This is a genomic window from Thermostichus sp. OS-CIW-31 (genome assembly GCF_054060305.1).
In genome coordinates this window covers 1-18177 of record NZ_JBSSDA010000026.1, presented here as the reverse complement: position 1 = coordinate 18177, position 18177 = coordinate 1, and the positions used below count along the sequence as shown (strand labels likewise).

General features: G+C 59.3%; 15 protein-coding genes. 6 read left to right on the top strand and 9 right to left on the bottom strand.

Going from position 1 to position 18177, the window contains the following annotated elements; all coding sequences use genetic code 11:
• Window positions 1-9 precede the first annotated feature (9 nt).
• The gene (locus ACVWY9_RS12700; protein WP_457388723.1) at window positions 10-675 is read right to left on the bottom strand and encodes a metallophosphoesterase family protein; all 666 of its coding nucleotides are present in this window, start codon (window positions 673-675) and stop codon (window positions 10-12) included.
• Complete coding sequence (recJ, locus tag ACVWY9_RS12695; protein WP_457388721.1) at window positions 665-3337, bottom strand: single-stranded-DNA-specific exonuclease RecJ; 2673 nt, start codon at window positions 3335-3337, stop codon at window positions 665-667. The genes ACVWY9_RS12700 and recJ overlap by 11 nt, the downstream gene beginning before the upstream one ends.
• A 112-nt stretch (window positions 3338-3449) precedes the next feature.
• Here recJ and ACVWY9_RS12690 point away from each other — a divergent pair, with 112 nt between their 5' ends.
• On the top strand, window positions 3450-3878 hold the full coding sequence (locus ACVWY9_RS12690) for a hypothetical protein (protein ID WP_414331038.1): 429 nt from the start codon (window positions 3450-3452) through the stop codon (window positions 3876-3878).
• Window positions 3879-4227: 349 nt separating this feature from the next.
• Window positions 4228-5685, top strand: a complete 1458-nt coding sequence (locus ACVWY9_RS12685; protein WP_457388719.1) for an SPOR domain-containing protein — start codon at window positions 4228-4230, stop codon at window positions 5683-5685.
• A gap of 295 nt (window positions 5686-5980) precedes the next feature.
• On the opposite strand, the gene ACVWY9_RS12680 is transcribed toward ACVWY9_RS12685, so the two are convergent.
• The 3 genes from ACVWY9_RS12680 to ACVWY9_RS12670 all read right to left on the bottom strand — a co-directional run bounded on the left by ACVWY9_RS12680 (window position 5981) and on the right by ACVWY9_RS12670 (window position 9027).
• The gene (locus ACVWY9_RS12680; RefSeq protein ID WP_457388717.1) at window positions 5981-6787 is read right to left on the bottom strand and encodes a DsbA family protein; all 807 of its coding nucleotides are present in this window, start codon (window positions 6785-6787) and stop codon (window positions 5981-5983) included.
• 91 nt (window positions 6788-6878) lie between these two features.
• On the bottom strand, window positions 6879-7406 hold the full coding sequence (locus ACVWY9_RS12675; protein WP_011432462.1) for an RNA recognition motif domain-containing protein: 528 nt from the start codon (window positions 7404-7406) through the stop codon (window positions 6879-6881).
• A 253-nt stretch (window positions 7407-7659) separates the two neighbouring features.
• Entirely contained in the window at window positions 7660-9027 is a 1368-nt protein-coding gene (locus ACVWY9_RS12670) for a glutamate-5-semialdehyde dehydrogenase (RefSeq protein WP_457388715.1), read from the bottom strand.
• A 331-nt stretch (window positions 9028-9358) separates the two neighbouring features.
• Here ACVWY9_RS12670 and ctpC point away from each other — a divergent pair, with 331 nt between their 5' ends.
• Both ctpC and argF read left to right on the top strand, forming a co-directional pair.
• Entirely contained in the window at window positions 9359-10654 is a 1296-nt protein-coding gene (gene ctpC / locus ACVWY9_RS12665; protein ID WP_011432460.1) for a carboxyl-terminal processing protease CtpC, read from the top strand.
• 177 nt (window positions 10655-10831) lie between these two features.
• A complete protein-coding gene (gene argF, locus ACVWY9_RS12660) occupies window positions 10832-11776 on the top strand; it encodes an ornithine carbamoyltransferase (protein ID WP_457388713.1) in 945 nt (314 codons plus the stop codon).
• Window positions 11777-12046: 270 nt separating this feature from the next.
• Here argF and ACVWY9_RS12655 read toward each other — a convergent pair whose 3' ends face one another.
• Entirely contained in the window at window positions 12047-12472 is a 426-nt protein-coding gene (locus ACVWY9_RS12655) for an ExbD/TolR family protein (RefSeq protein ID WP_011432458.1), read from the bottom strand.
• A gap of 3 nt (window positions 12473-12475) precedes the next feature.
• Window positions 12476-13192 carry a MotA/TolQ/ExbB proton channel family protein gene (locus tag ACVWY9_RS12650; RefSeq protein ID WP_049749560.1) on the bottom strand — a complete coding sequence of 239 codons (717 nt, stop codon included), beginning with the start codon at window positions 13190-13192 and terminating at the stop codon, window positions 12476-12478.
• Between the two features lie 198 nt (window positions 13193-13390).
• Here ACVWY9_RS12650 and ACVWY9_RS12645 point away from each other — a divergent pair, with 198 nt between their 5' ends.
• Together ACVWY9_RS12645 and ACVWY9_RS12640 are read left to right on the top strand one after the other, a co-directional pair.
• The gene (locus tag ACVWY9_RS12645) at window positions 13391-15244 is read left to right on the top strand and encodes a S8 family serine peptidase (protein WP_414388311.1); all 1854 of its coding nucleotides are present in this window, start codon (window positions 13391-13393) and stop codon (window positions 15242-15244) included.
• Complete coding sequence (locus ACVWY9_RS12640; protein WP_414388313.1) at window positions 15244-15465, top strand: hypothetical protein; 222 nt, start codon at window positions 15244-15246, stop codon at window positions 15463-15465. The genes ACVWY9_RS12645 and ACVWY9_RS12640 overlap by 1 nt, the downstream gene beginning before the upstream one ends.
• Before the next feature lie 454 nt (window positions 15466-15919).
• Here ACVWY9_RS12640 and ACVWY9_RS12635 read toward each other — a convergent pair whose 3' ends face one another.
• The gene (locus ACVWY9_RS12635) at window positions 15920-17305 is read right to left on the bottom strand and encodes an FGGY-family carbohydrate kinase (RefSeq protein ID WP_457388710.1); all 1386 of its coding nucleotides are present in this window, start codon (window positions 17303-17305) and stop codon (window positions 15920-15922) included.
• 95 nt (window positions 17306-17400) lie between these two features.
• A complete protein-coding gene (locus ACVWY9_RS12630) occupies window positions 17401-17886 on the bottom strand; it encodes a 2Fe-2S iron-sulfur cluster-binding protein (RefSeq protein WP_011432453.1) in 486 nt (161 codons plus the stop codon).
• Between the last annotated feature and the right edge of the window lie 291 nt (window positions 17887-18177).

Sequence of the window (18177 nt, the reverse complement as noted above, 5' to 3'; positions counted from 1 at the left end):
GCTTCCTGCCTAATGGATCTCGAGAACCATGTTGTGCAGGGCTGTGTTAATCACCAGGGTGGATCCCCATCGCTCTACCTTGCCCCCATCCCAATGCATGTGTCCGCAGATGTAGTAGCGCGGCTGCAGCTGTTCCAAAAGGGGGCGCAAAGTGGGCGTACAGCGGTGATACCACTTCCCGCCTTCATCCAAAAAGCCTCGCGGCGGAGCGTGGGTCAGCAGCAGGTCAATGGGCCGGGGGGGTTGACTGTAGAGGGTGAGCAGCTCCTGCAAATGGGCAGAGGTCAGAGACCAGCTCCAGCCACAGGGGGGAGTCCAGGGTACAGCCAAAACCTGTAACCCCAGCCACTCAAAGCAGCAGGACTGGGTGATGGCCCGCCCCCAACAGCCAACCAGCGAATTCAAAACCGAAGCTGCTGGATCGTGGTTGCCAGGTAAAAAGAGCCAGGGTTTGCCCAGGCTCTCCACCGCCGCCAAGAAAGATCGCAGATGAACCACTTCTGCTTGGGCTGCCGGATGAAAGCCCTGGGTGGCCTTGCGGGAAGGTTTGCCGGCCTTGGAACAGAAATCCCCGCAGTTGATGTAAGCATCCACCTCCGGCAGATGGGCAAGGGCCTGCCGGATCAGCCGAGCGCTGCCGTGGTAGTCAGAGCCGAGCAGCAGTTTAATCCCCATGGGCCTCTGCAGCAGAAGAATCCAGGTGGGATCCCTGAAGCAGGGCGGCAACTTGCTGCCAGGAGCTGTTGTACCAAGCCTGCTGGGCTTCCAGTTCTTCGTCGAGGGATCCCGTGGGGCCAAAATCCGGGCAGGCATACCCCAGAGAGCGTAATCCTGCCACCAATACTGCCGGAGACAGCCACCACTGCTGGGCCAAGCGCAGCAGATCCACCTGGCTGTGGGTTTGCAGGTATTGGCGGAGCTGGCGTTGCAAGCTGGCAGCGGAGGGCAGGGGCACCGCTTGCTGATGGACGGCAATCAACAGCTCGCTGCTGGGGGTGCAACAGAGCAGCCACTTGAGGTGATCCAGAGAAGGGGGCCAGCTCCACAACCAGAGTTGATCATAGCGGTGGCCGGCTTGGGGACGGTCGTAGTGGAGAGTCAGGTACCGCCGTTCGCGATAGCGGGCCGTAGGCCTTGAAGACAAGACCAGCGAGGGGCGGCGGAAGCCGTAGAACAGGATGGTTCCCTGCGCCTGAGGCCAGAGGACAGAAAATCGGTCTACAGCTTGCCAACGCAAAGGCTGGGTGGGCTGGGGGGTGGGGCGCCAGATCAACAGAGGTGAGGGCTCTGTCCCCCTCTGGGAGCCAGTCGAGGGCTTGGAGTTGGGCATGGGAGGAGTGGCATCCAGAGAGGCGGGGGAGATGGGAGACTTGCTCCCATCAGGGGTGCGGGGCGCTGTTTTCTCGAGAGGGGGATTGCCGGCAGTGGCAGCCTCTTGGGCAGGTCGAATCCCGACAATTTCCAGCTCCAGTTGGGTTTCTCCCTGCCATGTTTTGGCCTTGAGCGTGTAGGCTACATCAACTCGCTCCGGCAGCGGATGGGTTTCCGCTCCCCGCCAACGGATAGCCCAGAGGGGGCGCTGTGGCCTCGGGTTTGTGCTCCCCACTGCTGACCCGTTCGCCAAAGTGTTGCCCAAAGCGTTGCCCAGCGATAACCCATCAGTGTCGTAACTGGAGGTTTTGACAGCTGAGTCGCTCCTGCCCGGACAAGAGGACTCCGTCCGAGTAGCACGTAACCCATGGGAGCGTTGCGTAGGGAGAGCAGGATCCCGGAGCAGCAGCTTCAGGTGGCCGGGAACTGGGCCAAATCGCTGCTGTTGCAGAACCTGCAGGTTGCGGCTGTAGAAGACCGGCTCAGGGTTGCCGATACCACAGGGCTGCAGATGCTGCAGCTCTCGATAAAGGTCAAGGGTGAGATCTGACAGCGACACTTCTGCATCGATTTGCACCAGTGGCTGGATCTGCTCCGGCTGCAATTGCTGTTGGGCAAACTGCCGCAATCGTTTTTCAAGAAGAGGCCAGTTTTCCGCTCTCAGGCTAAATCCCCCGGCAGCGGGGTGGCCGCCGTGCTTGGTGAACAGATCCTTGCAAAACTCCAACGCCTGAAACACGTCAAACTCGGGGATCCCCTGCCGCGCCGAGCCGCTGATCTCCCCCTGCCGCGACTGACTGCCGATGAATACCGGACAGCCGAAACGCTCCGCCAACCGCGAGGCCACAATCCCAATCACCCCTTTATGCCATTTCTGCTGAGGGGATCCCAAAATTGTTAACACCCGCTCCTGTTGCAGATCTCGGCCTTGCTGGGCAATTTGCTCGAGGGCTTCTGCCTCGATGCGCCCGCACATCTGCTGTCGTACCTGGTTGAGCCGTTCGCAGCGGCGGGCCAGCTTCTCTGCCTGCTGGGGATCGTCGGTAATCAGCAACTGGATCCCCATTCTTGCCCGGCCAATTCGCCCAACGGCATTGATGCGGGGCCCCAGGCCAAACCCAATCCACTCAGGCCGCAGCCCCTCCAGGGATCCCTGCATGCCCATCACCTGCAGAAGGGCGCGGATCCCTGCCACCTGGGAGGTGGGCAAGAGGTGCAGCCCCTGCCGCACCCAAAGGCGGTTAACCCCCGTCAGCGGCGCCAGATCGGCAATGGTGCCCACAGTAAACAGTTCCAGGGCCACCCGCTGCAGATGGCCATCACCACGGCGCTCGGCCAGCGCCTGGGCCAGGAGGTAGGCAACTCCCACCCCGGCCATCCCCCGATAGGGGGAAGAAACGGGGAGCTGCTTGGGATTGAGGATGGCATCGGCAGGGGGCAACTGGGGCGGCAAATCGTGGTGATCCGTCACGATCACCGTCAAGCCCAGAGCTTTGGCCAGTTGGATGGGCTCGTGGGCGGAGATGCCGTTGTCCACGGTGAGAATGAGGCGCACCCCCTCTCGGTGCAGCTCTTGCACCATGCGGCTGTTGAGGCCATAGCCCTCCGTCATGCGGCTGGGGATGCGGTAATGCACTAGAGCGTCCTGCAAAGCCCGCAGCAGCAGGGCCGTGCTGGTCATGCCGTCGGCATCGTAGTCGCCGCAAATGGCAATGGGCTCTTGTCGGCGAATCGCCCCGTCCAGCAAGTCCACCGCCAGGGGCAAATCGGCAAAATCCTGACTGGGTGGAGGCAGGTGGGCAGGATCCGGCTGCAGGTACTGCTGCACGGCAGCAGGGCTGGAGAGCCCGCGATTGAGTAAGATCTGAGCCAATATGGGCGAGATCCCCACTGCCTCGGCCAAGCTCTGGGCAGCCAACTTGTCCACAGGATGAAACAGCCAGCGTTGAGCAGGGATCCCGGCCATAGGGAAGGGTGGGGCTTGGATGGGGATAGAGGGTAGGCAGTGCTACAGTTGGCCTATAGGGTATCCTTTTGACGTTAGCTCAAAACGCTCCTCTGAATCTTTCCTGCCGCCGATGTATTCTCTGCTGCTTACCTATGGTCTTAACCCGCTGACAGGCTTAAAGCTGTTGGTCAAGTCCTCTGAGCAGACCTCTCTGTGGACACTGGCCCAGCAGCTTTGGGGCCGCCCCGGATCTCGGCGACGCAGGCCGCGCCTACAAATCTCGTTAGGCCGCTTGGTGCCAGAGCAAACCGAGCACTTGTCCAAGTTGGAAGTGCTGCTGCGTCTGCGGTTTTTCATTGCCCTCGAAGCCGAAACTCCAGAGAGTGCTGCCCACCACTGTCGCGAACGGTTCTTGCTTCCTTCCGGCCAGGGATCCGCCATTCAGCTTGCCCGCTACACAGAGGGCTCGCAGCAGTACAAGACGGAGATCATCCGCTTTGCCCTGGGGGGATCCCGCACCCTTGTGGCGAGGACTCCATCCCGCCGCCGTCGCCTCTGAAACAAACTCCCCGACAAGCCATAGCGATAGAGCATGACTCTAGTCAATAATAAGCTCAACTATACTGAAAATAATGTATAATATGTTCAGTACGGATTACTACCAGTTGATCTTTCTGTTTACTTTCGAGTCTGCCAACATGGTAGCCAAAGCAAAGCAGAAAATTGGTAGTAAGACGACACGGAAACTGCGCTTTGGGTATTCTACTCAAAGCTTTGCGGGATACCGCCATTCTGTTTGGAAACAAACAGAATGCTATCGCTGCATAGTTGAACAGTGATGTTCAACAGTGTTCAGCGTAAATGTATCAGTCTTGCCAGCCTATCTATACTGGAGATGCACTAGATCTGTGTTTCTCCCGTGGACCCAACTGGGCTGCATCTTTGCGGTGGCAGTGCGGAGCATTCTATCGGTGGTGGGCGGCATCTGCAAGCCCATCCCTGGCACAGCCTTGCCCAAACTTCGGCTTACGCTAGCTTTGAGTTGTCCTTCCCGCAAGGGGGTGAACTGCGAGCTCTGGCACTGTGGGGGATCCCCGCAGGCCCAGGCAAAGACTCCATCCCGGATGCAGAGGTTTGAGTTGCCGCCAATCCCGCCAGAGGAGATGGATCCCATGTGCAACACCCGTCAGGACTACGGCTGGCTGAAATGCTCCGTACCCCTGTTGCCAGCGCGACCGATCCTCTTTGCCGGATCCCTTGCGGCCTTTGCCCTTGTGCTTCACACCGGTAATGGGAACGTCCTGCCGGCTGCTTTGGCCCTGACCCGTTACCAAGTGCATGTACTGGCGGATGGGGCGGCGGAGTTGGCTCAGGTGCGCACCCAGGTGCCGGATGCCTATTTTGTGCAAGGGGATGGGCAGGTTTTCATTCTGGCGGGGACGTTCATCAACCGTAGCCATGCTCAACGCCGTCAGGCCGACTTGGAACGGCTAGGGTTATCGGTGCGGGTGGTGAGCCGCCAAGAGACGGATCCCCCTCTGCCCCCTGCTTTTCCTGACCAAGCAGCACCCAGCCGCCCTGCTGCCAGCTCAAAAGCCTCTGTGCCGCCGACGCCAACCGCTCCGCCCTTGGATCCCCAGCGTCCCTTTGCCACCCACGTGCCCAACCCCACCGGTGATCCCCGTTTGGAAGAACGGGTGCGCCGCTTCTTTCCAGGAGCCACTGTGGTGCAGTACCGCGGCCAGGTTGCTTTGCAAACGGGAACCTTCTCCCGCCTGTCGTTGGCCCAGGATCAAGCCCGCTGGCTAACCGCTCAGGGGTTACCGGCAGTGGCGGTGTCGCTGGTAGGAGAAAATGCTGGCCAGGATCCCATCTCCAACCCAGCACAAGGAGAGCGCTATTGGGTGTTGGTGGCCGATCCCACCGGGGAGAAATGGCCTGCGCTAAAACAACTCCTAGAGGGATCCCTGCCCTTGATCTACGATGACCTGCGGGTGGTGCGCACAGGTGGGTTTGCCGACCCTGCTGCTGCCGCCGAGCAGGTGCGTTACTTGGCCGGCCAAGGCTATGAAGCGGGGATCTTCCCCGCCGATCTGCGCCGCTCTCAGCCTCTTTTGCAAGCGGATCCCGTCTCCTCCTCGCCTGCCCAGGCTGTCCCTCCTGGGGAAGAAGGTGCCGGCAGATTTTGGGTGGTGGTGCCGGCTGGGGAAGAGGCCCTACCCAAGCTGCAACAGTTTGCCCCTGATGCCTTCCTGCGGGGCTCAGTGATTCAGGTGGGCACCTACCGGCAACGGGCCAACGCCGAACAGGCGCGGCGCTCTCTGGCCGAAGCAGGGTTCGATGCCCGCATCCTGCCCGTGGAGTAGCCAAGAGCCACTTCCGCCATAAACGCTCTCCTCCTTCCCTGCCGTTGGGGATCCCCATTCGGCCCAAATGGCGACTTGGGTGAGTTTCTGCTTTTGACATACTCCCCACCCTACTGGCTTGTCAAAGCCTACAGCCCGCTTGGGCGAATAGAGCGGTTGACTACCCTGCCACTGCCCTGAGCCTACCGTAAAGCCCTCCTCAAGGACGGAGCGTTTGGGCAACTGGGCGAGGCTGGTAAGAAGGATAGGCCAGCCGTTGCACCACCTGTTTCAATAGCAGTGCGGAGCATTTTTCCTAGAGGGCTTGCTTAGCCTGCTGCAGCGTCTGCTCAAACACCTCCAGCGGCTGCGCACCCGAGAAGGAAATGCCGTTCAAGATGAAATGGGGGGTGCCGCCGATGCCCAGTTGAGAGGCCAGGTCGATATCTCGCTGAATGGCGCGTTCTGCCGCCCGACTGCGCCGATCCCGATTGAATTTTTCTATATTCAGGCCCAGCTTCTCAGCAGTGGCCACATAAAACCCATCCCCAAGCTGGGATTGGTTGGCAAACAGCTCGTCGTGAAACTCCCAGAACTTACCTTGACGTTGGGCGGCCCAAGCAGCCCGGGCAGCCGACATCGCTTCTGGGTGGATGCTGGTCAGGGGCAGGTGCTTGTACACCAAGGTCACCTCATCTCCATGGTCGGCCATGAACTGCTTGAGGGTGCTGTGGGCGCGGGCGCAGAAGGGGCATTGAAAATCGGAGAACTCCACCAACACTAACCGCAGAGCGTCGGATCCCAGTCGAGGGGAATCTCCGATGACGGCGCGTGGGTTCTCCCGCAGTTGACGGCCAAATTCTTCCGCCAGCCGCTGCTGTTGTTGCTGCTGCTCCTGGTACTGTCGCTGCTGGTATTCCTGTACGGCCTCCAGAATCACCTGGGGGTTCTTTCGAATGATCTGCAGCACCTGCTCTTCCAAATCTGCCGGGGCAGCCGCCGCCGCTGGTAGGAAAACCGGAGCTCCACTTCCCACTCCCAGCAGAACCGTCAGCCCGAACAAAAGTCCAGCCCGGGCCAAGCTCCGCCCCCAAGCGCGAAAAATCCTCACCAGCCTATGCATCCCAACCCCCCTCTCAAACATGCCTAGAGCCGTCGCAACTCACCCAGCCTACCGTCAGATCCCAACAGTGTCTATCACTCGTTCGGGGGGGTTAGGAATTGGTGACCTGCAGAAGCTGCTCCTTGATCCGCTGCAACTGGCTGGCCCAGCGGGGATCCGGCTCAGAGGCTGCCTCACTTTCGGCAACGACGGTGGAGCGCCCACCCTTATTGCCGCGCTGGCGTTGCTTTTTGCTGGGGGCAGGGTTTTCTGCCGACTCTTTAGAGCCCTTGGCCTCAGAATCTCTGGACGCTCTGGAATCTTTGGAACCTCTGGACTCTTTGGATGAAGGCTCAGAGGTCGCTGTTTTGGATTCGCCTTCTTCCCCTCGGTCGCGCGGCTGGGCGAGCTCAATGCGCAAGTTGACATCCCCAAAGCTGTGGCCGTTGAACTTTTCGATGTACTGCTGCGCCTGCTCTTCGGTGTTCACCGTTACAAAGCCGAAGCCGCGGCATTTGCCTGTCTTCCGATCCCGGATCACCTTGGTGGAAATGACCTCACCGGCAGAGCGAAAGAGCTTCTCCAGTGCCTGACGATCCACCTCTTCCGGCAGATTTCCAACATACAGACGCACAGGCATGATCCAGCGAAGCTCCTAATCGAAATAACAAAAGGCCAAAATGCAAAGCGCTACATCTAGGGCGCTCAAGCCCATAACATCAAACCCGGAACCCGGTAGTCCATTGTCACACCATAGCGCGCCGCAAAGCGCAACCCTTGGCAATCACGAAGCTATTTTTTAATTTACCTCAACCTGGAGCCGTGAAGACGAGGAGAACGGTTTTTGTGAACGACTGCTTTGTACAGCCGGTTTGTACAGCCGGCTTTTGCAGCTAAGCTAAGCCGGTGTTGTTCAGGCGATCCCGATGTTGAAAAGGTCGCGCCTGGGGGCCTGTGTAGTCGGCTACAAGATGTCCTTGCCCTCGCAGTTGGTAGCGGTAAGTCACCAAGCCTTCCAAGCCCACCGGGCCGCGCGGCGGCAGTTTTTGGGTGCTGATGCCCACTTCTGCCCCAAAGCCGTAGCGAAACCCGTCGGCAAAGCGGGTGGAAGCGTTGTGAAAGACCCCCGCTGCATCTACTTCATCCAAAAATCGCCGGGCAGCAGCGGCATCTTCGGTCACAATCGCTTCGGTATGGCGGGATCCGTACTGCTGGATGTGGGCAATGGCCTCGTCAAGGGAGTCAACCATCTTGATCGAGAGGATCAAGTCGGCGTACTCGGTGCTCCAGTCGTCCTCGGTGGCCGGGATCAGATCCGGCACCAGCTCGCGGCAGAGGGGATCCCCCCGCAATTCCACCCCCTTTTCCCGCAGGGCCTTGACCGCCAGAGGCAAAAAGTGGGGGGCTATGGCCTTGTGGACCAACAGGGTCTCGATGGCATTGCAGGCGGCGGGGTACTGGGTTTTGCTGTCCACCGTCAGCTTGATCGCCATGTCCACATCCGCTGCCCGATCCACGTACAGGTGACACAGGCCATCGGCATGGCCCAATACCGGGATGCGGGTATTCTCCAGGATGTAGCGGACAAAGCTGCTGGAGCCGCGGGGGATGATCAGGTCTACCAGCCCTTCCAGTTGCAGTAGGGCCTTGACCTCGGCGCGGCTGGTGAGCAACTGCAGGGATCCCTGGGGGAACTCCGGGATCTGTTGCAGGCCCGCCTGGATGGCCGCCATCAAGGCTTGACAGGAGAGCAAAGCTTCGGATCCCCCCTTGAGCAAGACGCTATTGCCGGTTTTCACCGCCAGGGCAGCAATTTGCACCAAAGCATCGGGCCGCGACTCGAAGATCACCCCCAGCACCCCCAAAGGGTAGGTGCGCCGTTCCAAAATTAGCCCCTCGTCCAGTTCCCGGATCAGCAAAGCTCGGCCCACCGGATCCCCCAGCCGGATCACCTGCCGCACTCCGGCCACCATATCTGCCAGTTTGTGGGCATCCAGCTTCAGGCGGGCATAGGCAGATGCCGACAACTCCCCGGCTTTCACCATCTCTGCTGCCCGCTCCAAATCCGCCCGGTTGGCGGCCAAGATAGGCTCTTGGTGCTCCAACAAGGCAGTGGCCATGGCCTCCAGAGCGGCATTCTTAATAGCCGTGGGCAAGGTGGCCGTGTGTTGGGCAGCAGCGCGGGCCAACTGCACTTGGGACAGCAGCGGGCGCTCTGAGGCAGATGCAAGCGAGCTGGGGCAATCGGTGGCAAGGGACATAGAGTCAGAAAGGGGGCAAAGTGCCCATTTGGAAGAAAAGGGTTGCGATGATAGGTTGTAACAAAGTTGTGTTGAACTGTGATCCTAGAAGCACCCCCGGCAGGGATCCCTATGCTAGGTTGGGCACAGTCGGTTGGGGTTATCTGTAGCCTACCAAAATCCGGATCCCACTTGCTGCAGCAGGGGAGCCTTTCCTTGCTCTCGATGCTTCTAAGCTGAAGTTTGGATAGGGGAAGACCCTTGCTCGAAACCCAGTTCCCTGACAATTAGAGATCCACCTCTGGAGATCCACCTCGTCAACCTTGACTTTTAGCGCCTTCCAGGAGAGCCAATGAGAAAGCGTGGGTTTGTGGTTAGTGCAACGGCTGCGGTGATGACAGCGGTGTCGCTGGTCGGCGTGCAGCTATCTATGCCGGGTTGGGCGGGGTTTCGCCGGGATCCCAAAGAGGTGGTGGACGAGGTTTGGCAAATTGTTAACCGGGAATACGTGGATCCGTCTTTTAATTCCCTGGATTGGGAAGCGGTGCGGCGGGATCTGCTCAGCCGAGAGTATGCCACCCGAGAAGATGCCTACGCGGCCATCCGGGAAGCCCTGAAGAAACTGAACGATCCCTACACCCGATTTCTGGATCCGGATCAGTTTGCCAGCATGCAAATCGATACATCCGGCGAGCTGACCGGGGTGGGGATCACGCTGGGCATGGATCAAGAGACGAACGAGCTGGTGGTGATCTCCCCCATTGAAGGGTCTCCTGCCGACCGGGCCGGGATCAAATCCAAAGACGTGATCGTGCGCATCGACGACAAGTCCACCGAAGGCATGGACACCAACGCTGCAGTCAACCTCATTCGGGGCGAGCCGGGTACGCGGGTGCGGCTGACCATTCGCCGCGAGGGGGAAGGGCTAAAGGTGTTCGATTTGGTGCGGGAAAGAATTGAGCTGGCCACCGTGCGCTACGAGGTTCACGAGGAAAACGGCCTGCCCATTGGCTATATCCGGATTACCCAGTTTTCCGGCAACGCCGCCGAGAAGATGCGCCAAGCCATTCGCGAGCTGGAAAAACAAGGGGTAGCCGCCTACGTTCTGGATTTGCGCGCCAACCCAGGGGGCCTGCTCTACTCCAGCGCCGAGATTGCCCGCATGTGGATTAACCGGGGCAGCATCGTCTCGACGGTGAACCGCCAAGGGGAGCAGGATCGCCTGACGGCCAACAACACGGCCCTTACCGATAAACCTTTGGCCGTTTTGGTGGATGGTGGCTCGGCCAGCGCCAGCGAGATTCTGTCGGGGGCTCTGCAGGATAACCGTCGCGCCGTGATTGTCGGCACGCAAACTTTCGGCAAGGGCCTGGTGCAGTCGGTGCATCCCCTGTCCGATGGATCTGGGCTGGCGGTAACCATTGCCCGTTATCGCACTCCCAACGGCAACGACATTGACCACAAGGGCATTACCCCCGATATTTTGGTGGAATTGTCCGAGGAAGATCTGAAGCGGCTCAGCCAGAACCGAGAATTGGTGGCCACCCCAGCCGACCCACAGTATGCTGCTGCCATCCAGGCTCTGCAGGCTCAGATCTCTGCCCGTCGGCAACAGGCCCAGGAGGTCATTCGTTCCTCTTCACGTTAGCCGGTGTTGGGGGCGGTTTTGATGGGTCTCAGATCTGGCACTCCTGAGACTGGGGTTAAGCCGAGGCCCAAGCTATTTAAGACTATTAAGACTCTTCTCATTCGAGTTATTCGAGGAGTGTTGACCAGCGCCGGGCTGGGGATGCTTTTATTGTTTCTGTAGGTGGCGCGTAGCACAATGGCGGGGTCGAAGATCGCGGGATCCATAAACTTGGCCGGACGGGATCTGCTCAAGCTCAGCGACCTAACCCCGGCAGAGCTGTCGGCCCTGCTAGCCCAGGCGGCTGAATTAAAGCGGGATCCCTATCGGGTGGAGCTGCGGGGTCGGGTGTTGGGGCTGTTGTTTCAGAAGGCTTCTACCCGCACCCGCGCCAGTTTTACGGCAGCCATGGCCCAATGCGGGGGCAGCACCCTGGATCTGGTGCCGACGGTGATGCAGGTGAGCCGCGGCGAGCCCCTGCAGGACACGGCCCGCGTCCTCTCCCGCTACCTGGATGTGATCGCCATTCGCACCTACGACCAGAAGGAGCTGGAAACCTTTGCCGAGTATGCCGATGTTCCGGTGATCAACGCCCTCACCGATCAGTTTCACCCCTGTCAGGTGTTGGCCGATCTGCTCACCATTCAGGAGAACTTTGGCCAATTGGCGGGACTGACCCTGGCCTATTGCGGCGATGGCAACAACGTTGCCCACTCCCTGCTGCTGGGCTGTGCCATGAGCGGGATCCACATCCGCGTCGCCACCCCCCCCGGTTACGAACCGAATGCGGCAGTGGTGGAGCAAGCCTGCGCTCTGGCCCAGGGATCCCAGGTGTTGGTGCTGCAGGATCCCCAGGAAGCCGTCTCTGGAGCTCAGGTGGTCTATACCGACGTGTGGGCCAGCATGGGTCAAGAAGCTGAGGCCGAGGCCCGCAAGGCCACCTTTCTGCCCTACCAGGTCAATGCCGAGCTGCTGCAACGGGCGGATCCGCAAGCCATTGTGCTGCACTGCCTGCCGGCCCACCGGGAAGAGGAAATCACCACTGAAGTACTGGAGGGATCCCAGTCCCGCGTGTGGGATCAGGCGGAAAATCGCCTACATGTGCAAAAGGCACTCCTGATTCAGGTGCTGGGCGCAGGATGACCCCTCACCCCCAGGCTAGAGAGCGGGTTAGCAAATGAGCTTACCGGAAAACTGGGTCTATGGTCATTTCGATTTAAACCAGGACACTGCACCCACACCCCAAACGTTGGTCGCGTCGGCGTTGCAGAGCAATAGCGTTGCGGAGCGATAATGCAGAGGGCCAGAAGGTTTTTCAAGGACTCCGTCCCGCTGGCGCGACCAGTAGCCTAGGCGTCTCACCCTAACCTGAAATGACTATATTTGACAAAACTGGCCCAAATCCTAAGCTGGCTACCGATTACTGCTGGGGCGGCGGGCGGCAATTGCCAGGCTGACATTGGGCACCCGCTGCAGGGTATCCATCACCTCCACCACCTTGCCGTGGGAGAGGGCCAAATCAGCGTTGATCACCACCAAGCGCCGCCCTTCAGCCGGCTTCTCGGCCAGGATGCGTTCCACTGCTGGGATCAGAGCAGAGATATCGGCAATCTTCTCCTGATTGACAGCAATCTGTCCTTCCGCCGTCAGGCTCACCGTTACATCCGGCTGCAGACGAACTTCGGCTGTGGTCGCGTCCGGCAGGTTGACATCCAGAGCCTCGGAGCGGGTGAGCACCAGGCTGGCAATCACGAAAAACACCAGGATCGAGAAGATGACATCGATCAGGGGCACGATGTTGATCTCGCCAGCTCGGAAGTTCTCTTCGGGGATGCGCATAGGTTAGGAGGGCTCAAGCGAGGAGTAGGGGGGAAGGGTGGAGCTGCCACTGGGGCTAGATTGGGTGTAGGAATACTGGGAAAGCTGTTGGGCCTGCATCTCTTGCCGCTGCCGATGCAGCAGCTCCAGCATGCCGCCGTACTCTTGGATCTTAGAGAGTTGCCGCAGGTACAAAGAGCGGAAGACGTTGGAAATCAACAGGGTGGGAATAGCCACAATCAGTCCAAAGGCCGTCGAGTACAAGGCTTCGGCGATCCCCCGACCTACCCCCTGGGTATCGGTGCCGCCGATATCCCCCAGTTGAATGGAGCTGAGGATCTGGATGATGCCGGTGACGGTGCCCAACAAGCCCAAGAAGGGGGCAACGGTGATTACGGTGTCGAAGACAGTGTTGAAGCGCTTCAGCAGAGGCACCTCTGCCGCCAAGGCGGTTTCCAGGGCCAACTTAAAATCTTCCGGGCTGGCCTCGTTCAGCTCCAACCCGGCCAAAAAGATGCGGGCAATCGGCAGATCGGCATTTTGCTCCAGCAAATACTGGGCAGCGCGTGGGTTGCGGCGGTACTGGCTCAGGGCTTGCTGCACCACCTCCTCCTGCCGATGGGTGATCTTCCACCAAAACAGCACCCGCTCAATGCAACAGGCCACTGAGAAGACCGAGAACGTCAACAGGGGGATGGAGTAATACCAACCCTGGATCATGAGCTGCAAGACTCTGTCCATCGATCCTGATTCCCCCCTCCAAGCGGCAGTTTACGCTCATCTTGTCTTAGCACTTTCTCGGCAGGGCTGGGATCCCTTCTTGCGCGGCGAAGGTTGCACCTTTTGGCAATTTTGCCCCCATGCCGGATCTCATCTCGTCAATTGTCAATCCAGAGGGCATACTGGTTGCAACAATTTTGGATCCCGAGGGCGTGAATTATGAAATTCAGACGCTGGTTGGGTCTTTGCTGCGCCGGCTTGATGGCATTGCTGTTGACGGCTTGCGGCAAGGGATCCGCCCCCTACGACAGCATCGTGGTCAATTTTGTAAACACGGCCACCCCCAGTCAGATTGCTGCTATCGCTAAAGAGTATCACTTGACGCTCCGCCCCAGCAGCGACAGCGCTTTTGCCCGCCAAGAAGCGATCTACCTGTTTGACGTGGATGCCGACCACCTGGGATCCACGCGGCGGCTGGTTAAGCGGCTCACCGACGAAGCCTTGATCGAGTATGCTCACCCCAACTATCAATTCCAGGCGGCTTTCGTGCCCAACGACCGCCTCTATCCCCAGCAATGGAACCTCAGGGCCATCCGCATGCCGGAAGCCTGGGACATCTCCCAAGGGGAAGGGGTGACGGTAGCCGTGGTGGACACAGGAGTAACCCGAGTTCCCGACCTGGCCCAAACCCAATTTGTTAAGGGCTACGACTTTGTGGATGACGATGAGGATCCGGAAGACCTCAACGGCCACGGCACCCATGTGGCGGGAACCATTGCCCAATCCACCAACAATGTCTTGGGTGTAGCCGGCATTGCCTTCAAGGCCAAGATCATGCCGGTACGGGTGTTGGATGCCAATGGCTTTGGATCCCTGTCGGATGTGGTGGAAGGGATCCGCTATGCTGCCGACCACGGGGCTACGATCATCAACCTCAGCCTGGGTAGCCGCGCTTCTGCCCAACTGATGGAGGAGGCGGTGGCCTATGCCCACAGTAAGGGGGTGACGGTGATCGCAGCCGCTGGCAACGAAAACTCCAACCAGGTGAGCTACCCGGCCCGTTACCCGCATGTGATTGCTGTCTCGGCCACGGGGCCCAACGGGGAGAAAGCCCCCTACTCCAACTATGGGGTGGGGGTGGACATCTCTGCTCCCGGCGGAGCCAAAACGCCTGATCACCCCGAGTACGGCATTCTGCAGCAAACCATCAATCGTCGTAACCCCAACGAGCCGGTCTTTGCCTACTTCCAAGGCACCAGCATGGCCACTCCCCACGTAGCCGGTGTGGCAGCTCTGATCCAGGCTCAGGGCATCAAAGACCCGGACAAGGTGGAGGAAGTGCTGAAAATGTCGGCTACCCCAGTGCCCGGCGACAAACAGAACTTCTACGGGGCTGGTCGTTTGGATGCAGCCAAGGCGCTGGCCAGGGCCACAGGGCAACAGGAGGAAAACCCCTTGGTGCTCTGGTTGAAGGACTTCCTGCAGTACCTGAACAACAATGGCTACCTCAACCCACGCTTCTGGTTCGATGGTGGCCCGATTGCTCTGGTGCCGAAGCTGCTGATGGTGGTGGGCGGCTACATTATCCTGGTGCTGATCCGCTGGTGGCTGGCTCCCAAGCGGCTGCTGCAGACGGTGCCTTTGCTGGCTGGGATGCTTTTGGGCAGTGCCGGTCTTTTCCCCTTGCAGGGGTTGGCGATTGTCGGTGGCCCCCGTTGGCCCTTCCAATTGGCGGGTAGCTCCCTGCCGGAGTTGGGCACCGCCTTTGCCCAGACCAATGCCTTGAACCCCCTATTTGCCAGCGTGTTGATCCCGGGCCTGTTGATGTTGCTGCTCCTGGGCCATCGGCGCTGGCGCTGGGCGGTGATCGGCCTGTGCATTGGCATGGCCTCGCATCTGCTCTTGTCCGGATCCCTGTTCTATGAGGGGGTGCTATGGCTTGGATCCTCTGCTTGGTTGGGTCGCTCCTTCTTGCTCTTCAATGGCTTGCTCTGCCTGGGCCTGGCCTACTTGGGAGCGCAAGCGGCTACGGAATCTCAGTCCACGGCAACCGGGCTGGCGCTGAGGCGGTGATGCAAGAGTACAGCGGTACCATCCAGTTCCTGGATATCGAAGGGGGAGTGTGGGTGCTGACGCTGCCTTCCGGCGAGCACTATGCCCTTTTCCGTGCCCCCAAAGAGCTCTTGCAAGAGGGGCTAGAGGTCACCATCCAGGGACAGATCAAAGAAGACATGGTGACGGTGGCTCAGGTAGGGCCGGTTTTAGAAGTCAAGAGCTTCCAGCGGCAGCCCTAGCTTGGCTTGCGGCTCCGGCCATACCAATCGGGGATCCCCAAGCGGGGATCCCTGCTTTTCGATGTCAGAATGCTTTTACAGTCGCTTCAAACAAGATTGAGACACCTCGCTGCCGACCCTCACCCCTAGCTTCTCTCTCAGGAGAGAAGGAAAGTTAGGAAGCAATGCAACGAAAATATTTCATTTCCGTTTAAAAAGAATCTCGTTTCCACGGCTGAGCATTCACGAAGCTCAAAAAACGTAGGTAGGCAGCTGTATCCCGTGACCGCTTAATACTTACATAGTCATAAGTCTGTAGCCTGAACAACTGGGAAACCATCATCGCTGTTTTAGAGGGGAAACCTACTGGCGAAAGCGGGACGGGATCCTTTGCGGCAAGGGCTGTTGTGGAACCAGTAACAAGAATCCTCACCCTACCGCTACGGGGAAGCAAGCCAGTAGAGCAGGGAACATGTCAAAGCAGGTTGCTCAGGCGGCTGTGAAAGACCGAGTAGATCTCTGCGTAAGACTTCACCCACTCTGGATCCGGTTGAACATAGCGTTCTACCTGTACCAATCGATCGGCAGCCTGTTGGACAGAGCAGCACCAATAGGCAGAAGCGGCCAAGATGGCTGCCCCCACAGCCGGCTCCGGGTGTTTCACCACAGCCAAGGGACGAGCAAGGATGCTGGCGCGTAGGCGCAACCAGAGAGGGCTTTTGCTGCCTCCACCGGTGGTGAAAATCGGGCTCTGCTCTGGCACTGGGATCCCTTGAGCGGCCAACGTTTCCAGCCCCAGCCGCTCCACCATCGCTACCCCCTCCAACAAAGCAGCGTAAAAACGGGGGGATCCCTCTTCTGCCTCCGGCAAGAACCCGGCAAACCGGGGATCGACAATGGGAAAACGTTCTCCCGGCTGACAAAGGGGATAGCTGACCAGCCCAGTGGGCAGATAAGCCTGGGCTTGCTGATCCAGCATTTGCAGGTTGCCGTCGGGGAAGTAATGAGGCAAAACTCCGCCTCCACAAAAAGAGGCGGCCCCCGGCCACCAAACCATTCGTTCGCGACAGCGGTGTGGAGCACAGTCCGGGTGCAAATGGGAATAGATGCTTGGGGTTTGTATGGGATCCGGACTGTTGGCCTTAAAAATAAGGGTTGTGCCCAAGCTGGTGGAAACCTGCCCCAAGCGAATAGCCCCTGCCGCCAGTTGCCCGGCACAGCCATCGGTGATCCCTGCCGCGATCAGCACTTCCGGCCCCAACCCCCAGTCTGCTCGCACCGTTCCTAAAACCGTTCCCGGCGGTACCACCTCGGGGAAATGCTTGGGGTTTAGGCCCTGCCGCGCCAACCACTCCTGAGGCCAGGTGTAGGCCTCCAGGTCGAAACCGCTCTTGAGGGCATGGGTGTGATCGGTCACCTGCCTGCGCCCCCCCAGTTGGCTCAGCAAAAAGTCCGCCGGATGGGCCAAGTAGCTGTCTCGATACTGATCAGGATAGGCTTCCGCCCACCACAGCCAACGGCTGAGACCCCAACTGGCAGGGATCCCCAATTGCTTGGCCTGAGCCTGGCCCCGTGGGTCAGAATACAGCCACGCCTGTTCCAACGGCATGCCTCGACCATCCACCGGCAGAATGGTGCCGGAAGTGCTGCAAGCACTCAGAGCTGCAATGGAATACTGCTCCCCTAGTTGCGCGGTCAGTTGTCCCAAAAGGGCTTTCAGGGTTCGCAACCAGCGGCCCGGATTGGTCTCTGGGGGATCCCACTGGCGCTCGCTTTTGGCCACCACCTCCCCCTGCTCTGAGAGGGCCACCACCCGCATCCCAGAAGTGCCCAGATCGATCCCAAGAAACACAGGGGGCATAGGAATACTCACCTGAGAATGCTTTGTTTATATACGGGGTGGCCAAGTGGCCTCAAAAAGGGGCCCAAACTGGCTCAAAAGATGGGATCAAAATCTCAAAACTCCTGGCTGCTCCGAGCCAGTGCTTCTTGGATATCCAGATCCAGCCCTCTCACCGATTCCAGCACCGAGCGGGTGATCAGCTTGCCCTCCTGCACCAAAACCGCGCCGGTTACAGGGTGCAAAAGTGGCTGCTCCGCTCGCCGACCGATCAACGCCTCGATATCCTGAAAAGCATGGATGTACATCCCGGCAGGCAATTCCACCACCACCCCTTCCCCCAGCACCCGCGCTTGGCAGGCCAAGCGAGAGTTAGGCTTGCAGGTGGTGATCACCTCCAGGGTGCGCTGCTCCCGCTTGCTCATCGGGGATAAAGACTCCATCCCCTCCTTAACGTACACATGACAGGTGGCGCAGAGGCCGCGCCCACCGCACTCTTTCAACACATTCAGCTCTTCTTGCAGCAGCACCGAGAGCAAATTGCTGTTGGTGGCGATTTCAGACACTTGGGCAATGGGATCCAACCGCACACGCTTGACCATAGTCCGCACTTTTTGGGCTACTGGATGCTAAAAAAGCTAGCATCTTTCACCAATGCAGATTGCCGGAACAGGGCAGTTCTACCTAAGCATGCAGGAAAATCCCCCATGCGCCATTCAGGTCTCGGTGCATACGAATGCTCTCTGAGCCTTCTCGGCACTCCAACTATAGGTCTTGCTGGTGTAGGCTTCAGAAACTTGACCAAAAGGCGCGGCAAGCCCCGTCCTTCAGGGCGGGGAAGGATAGCGCCGACCGTAGCCGACGCCCTTTAAAAACGCAGTGCCGGCCATGTG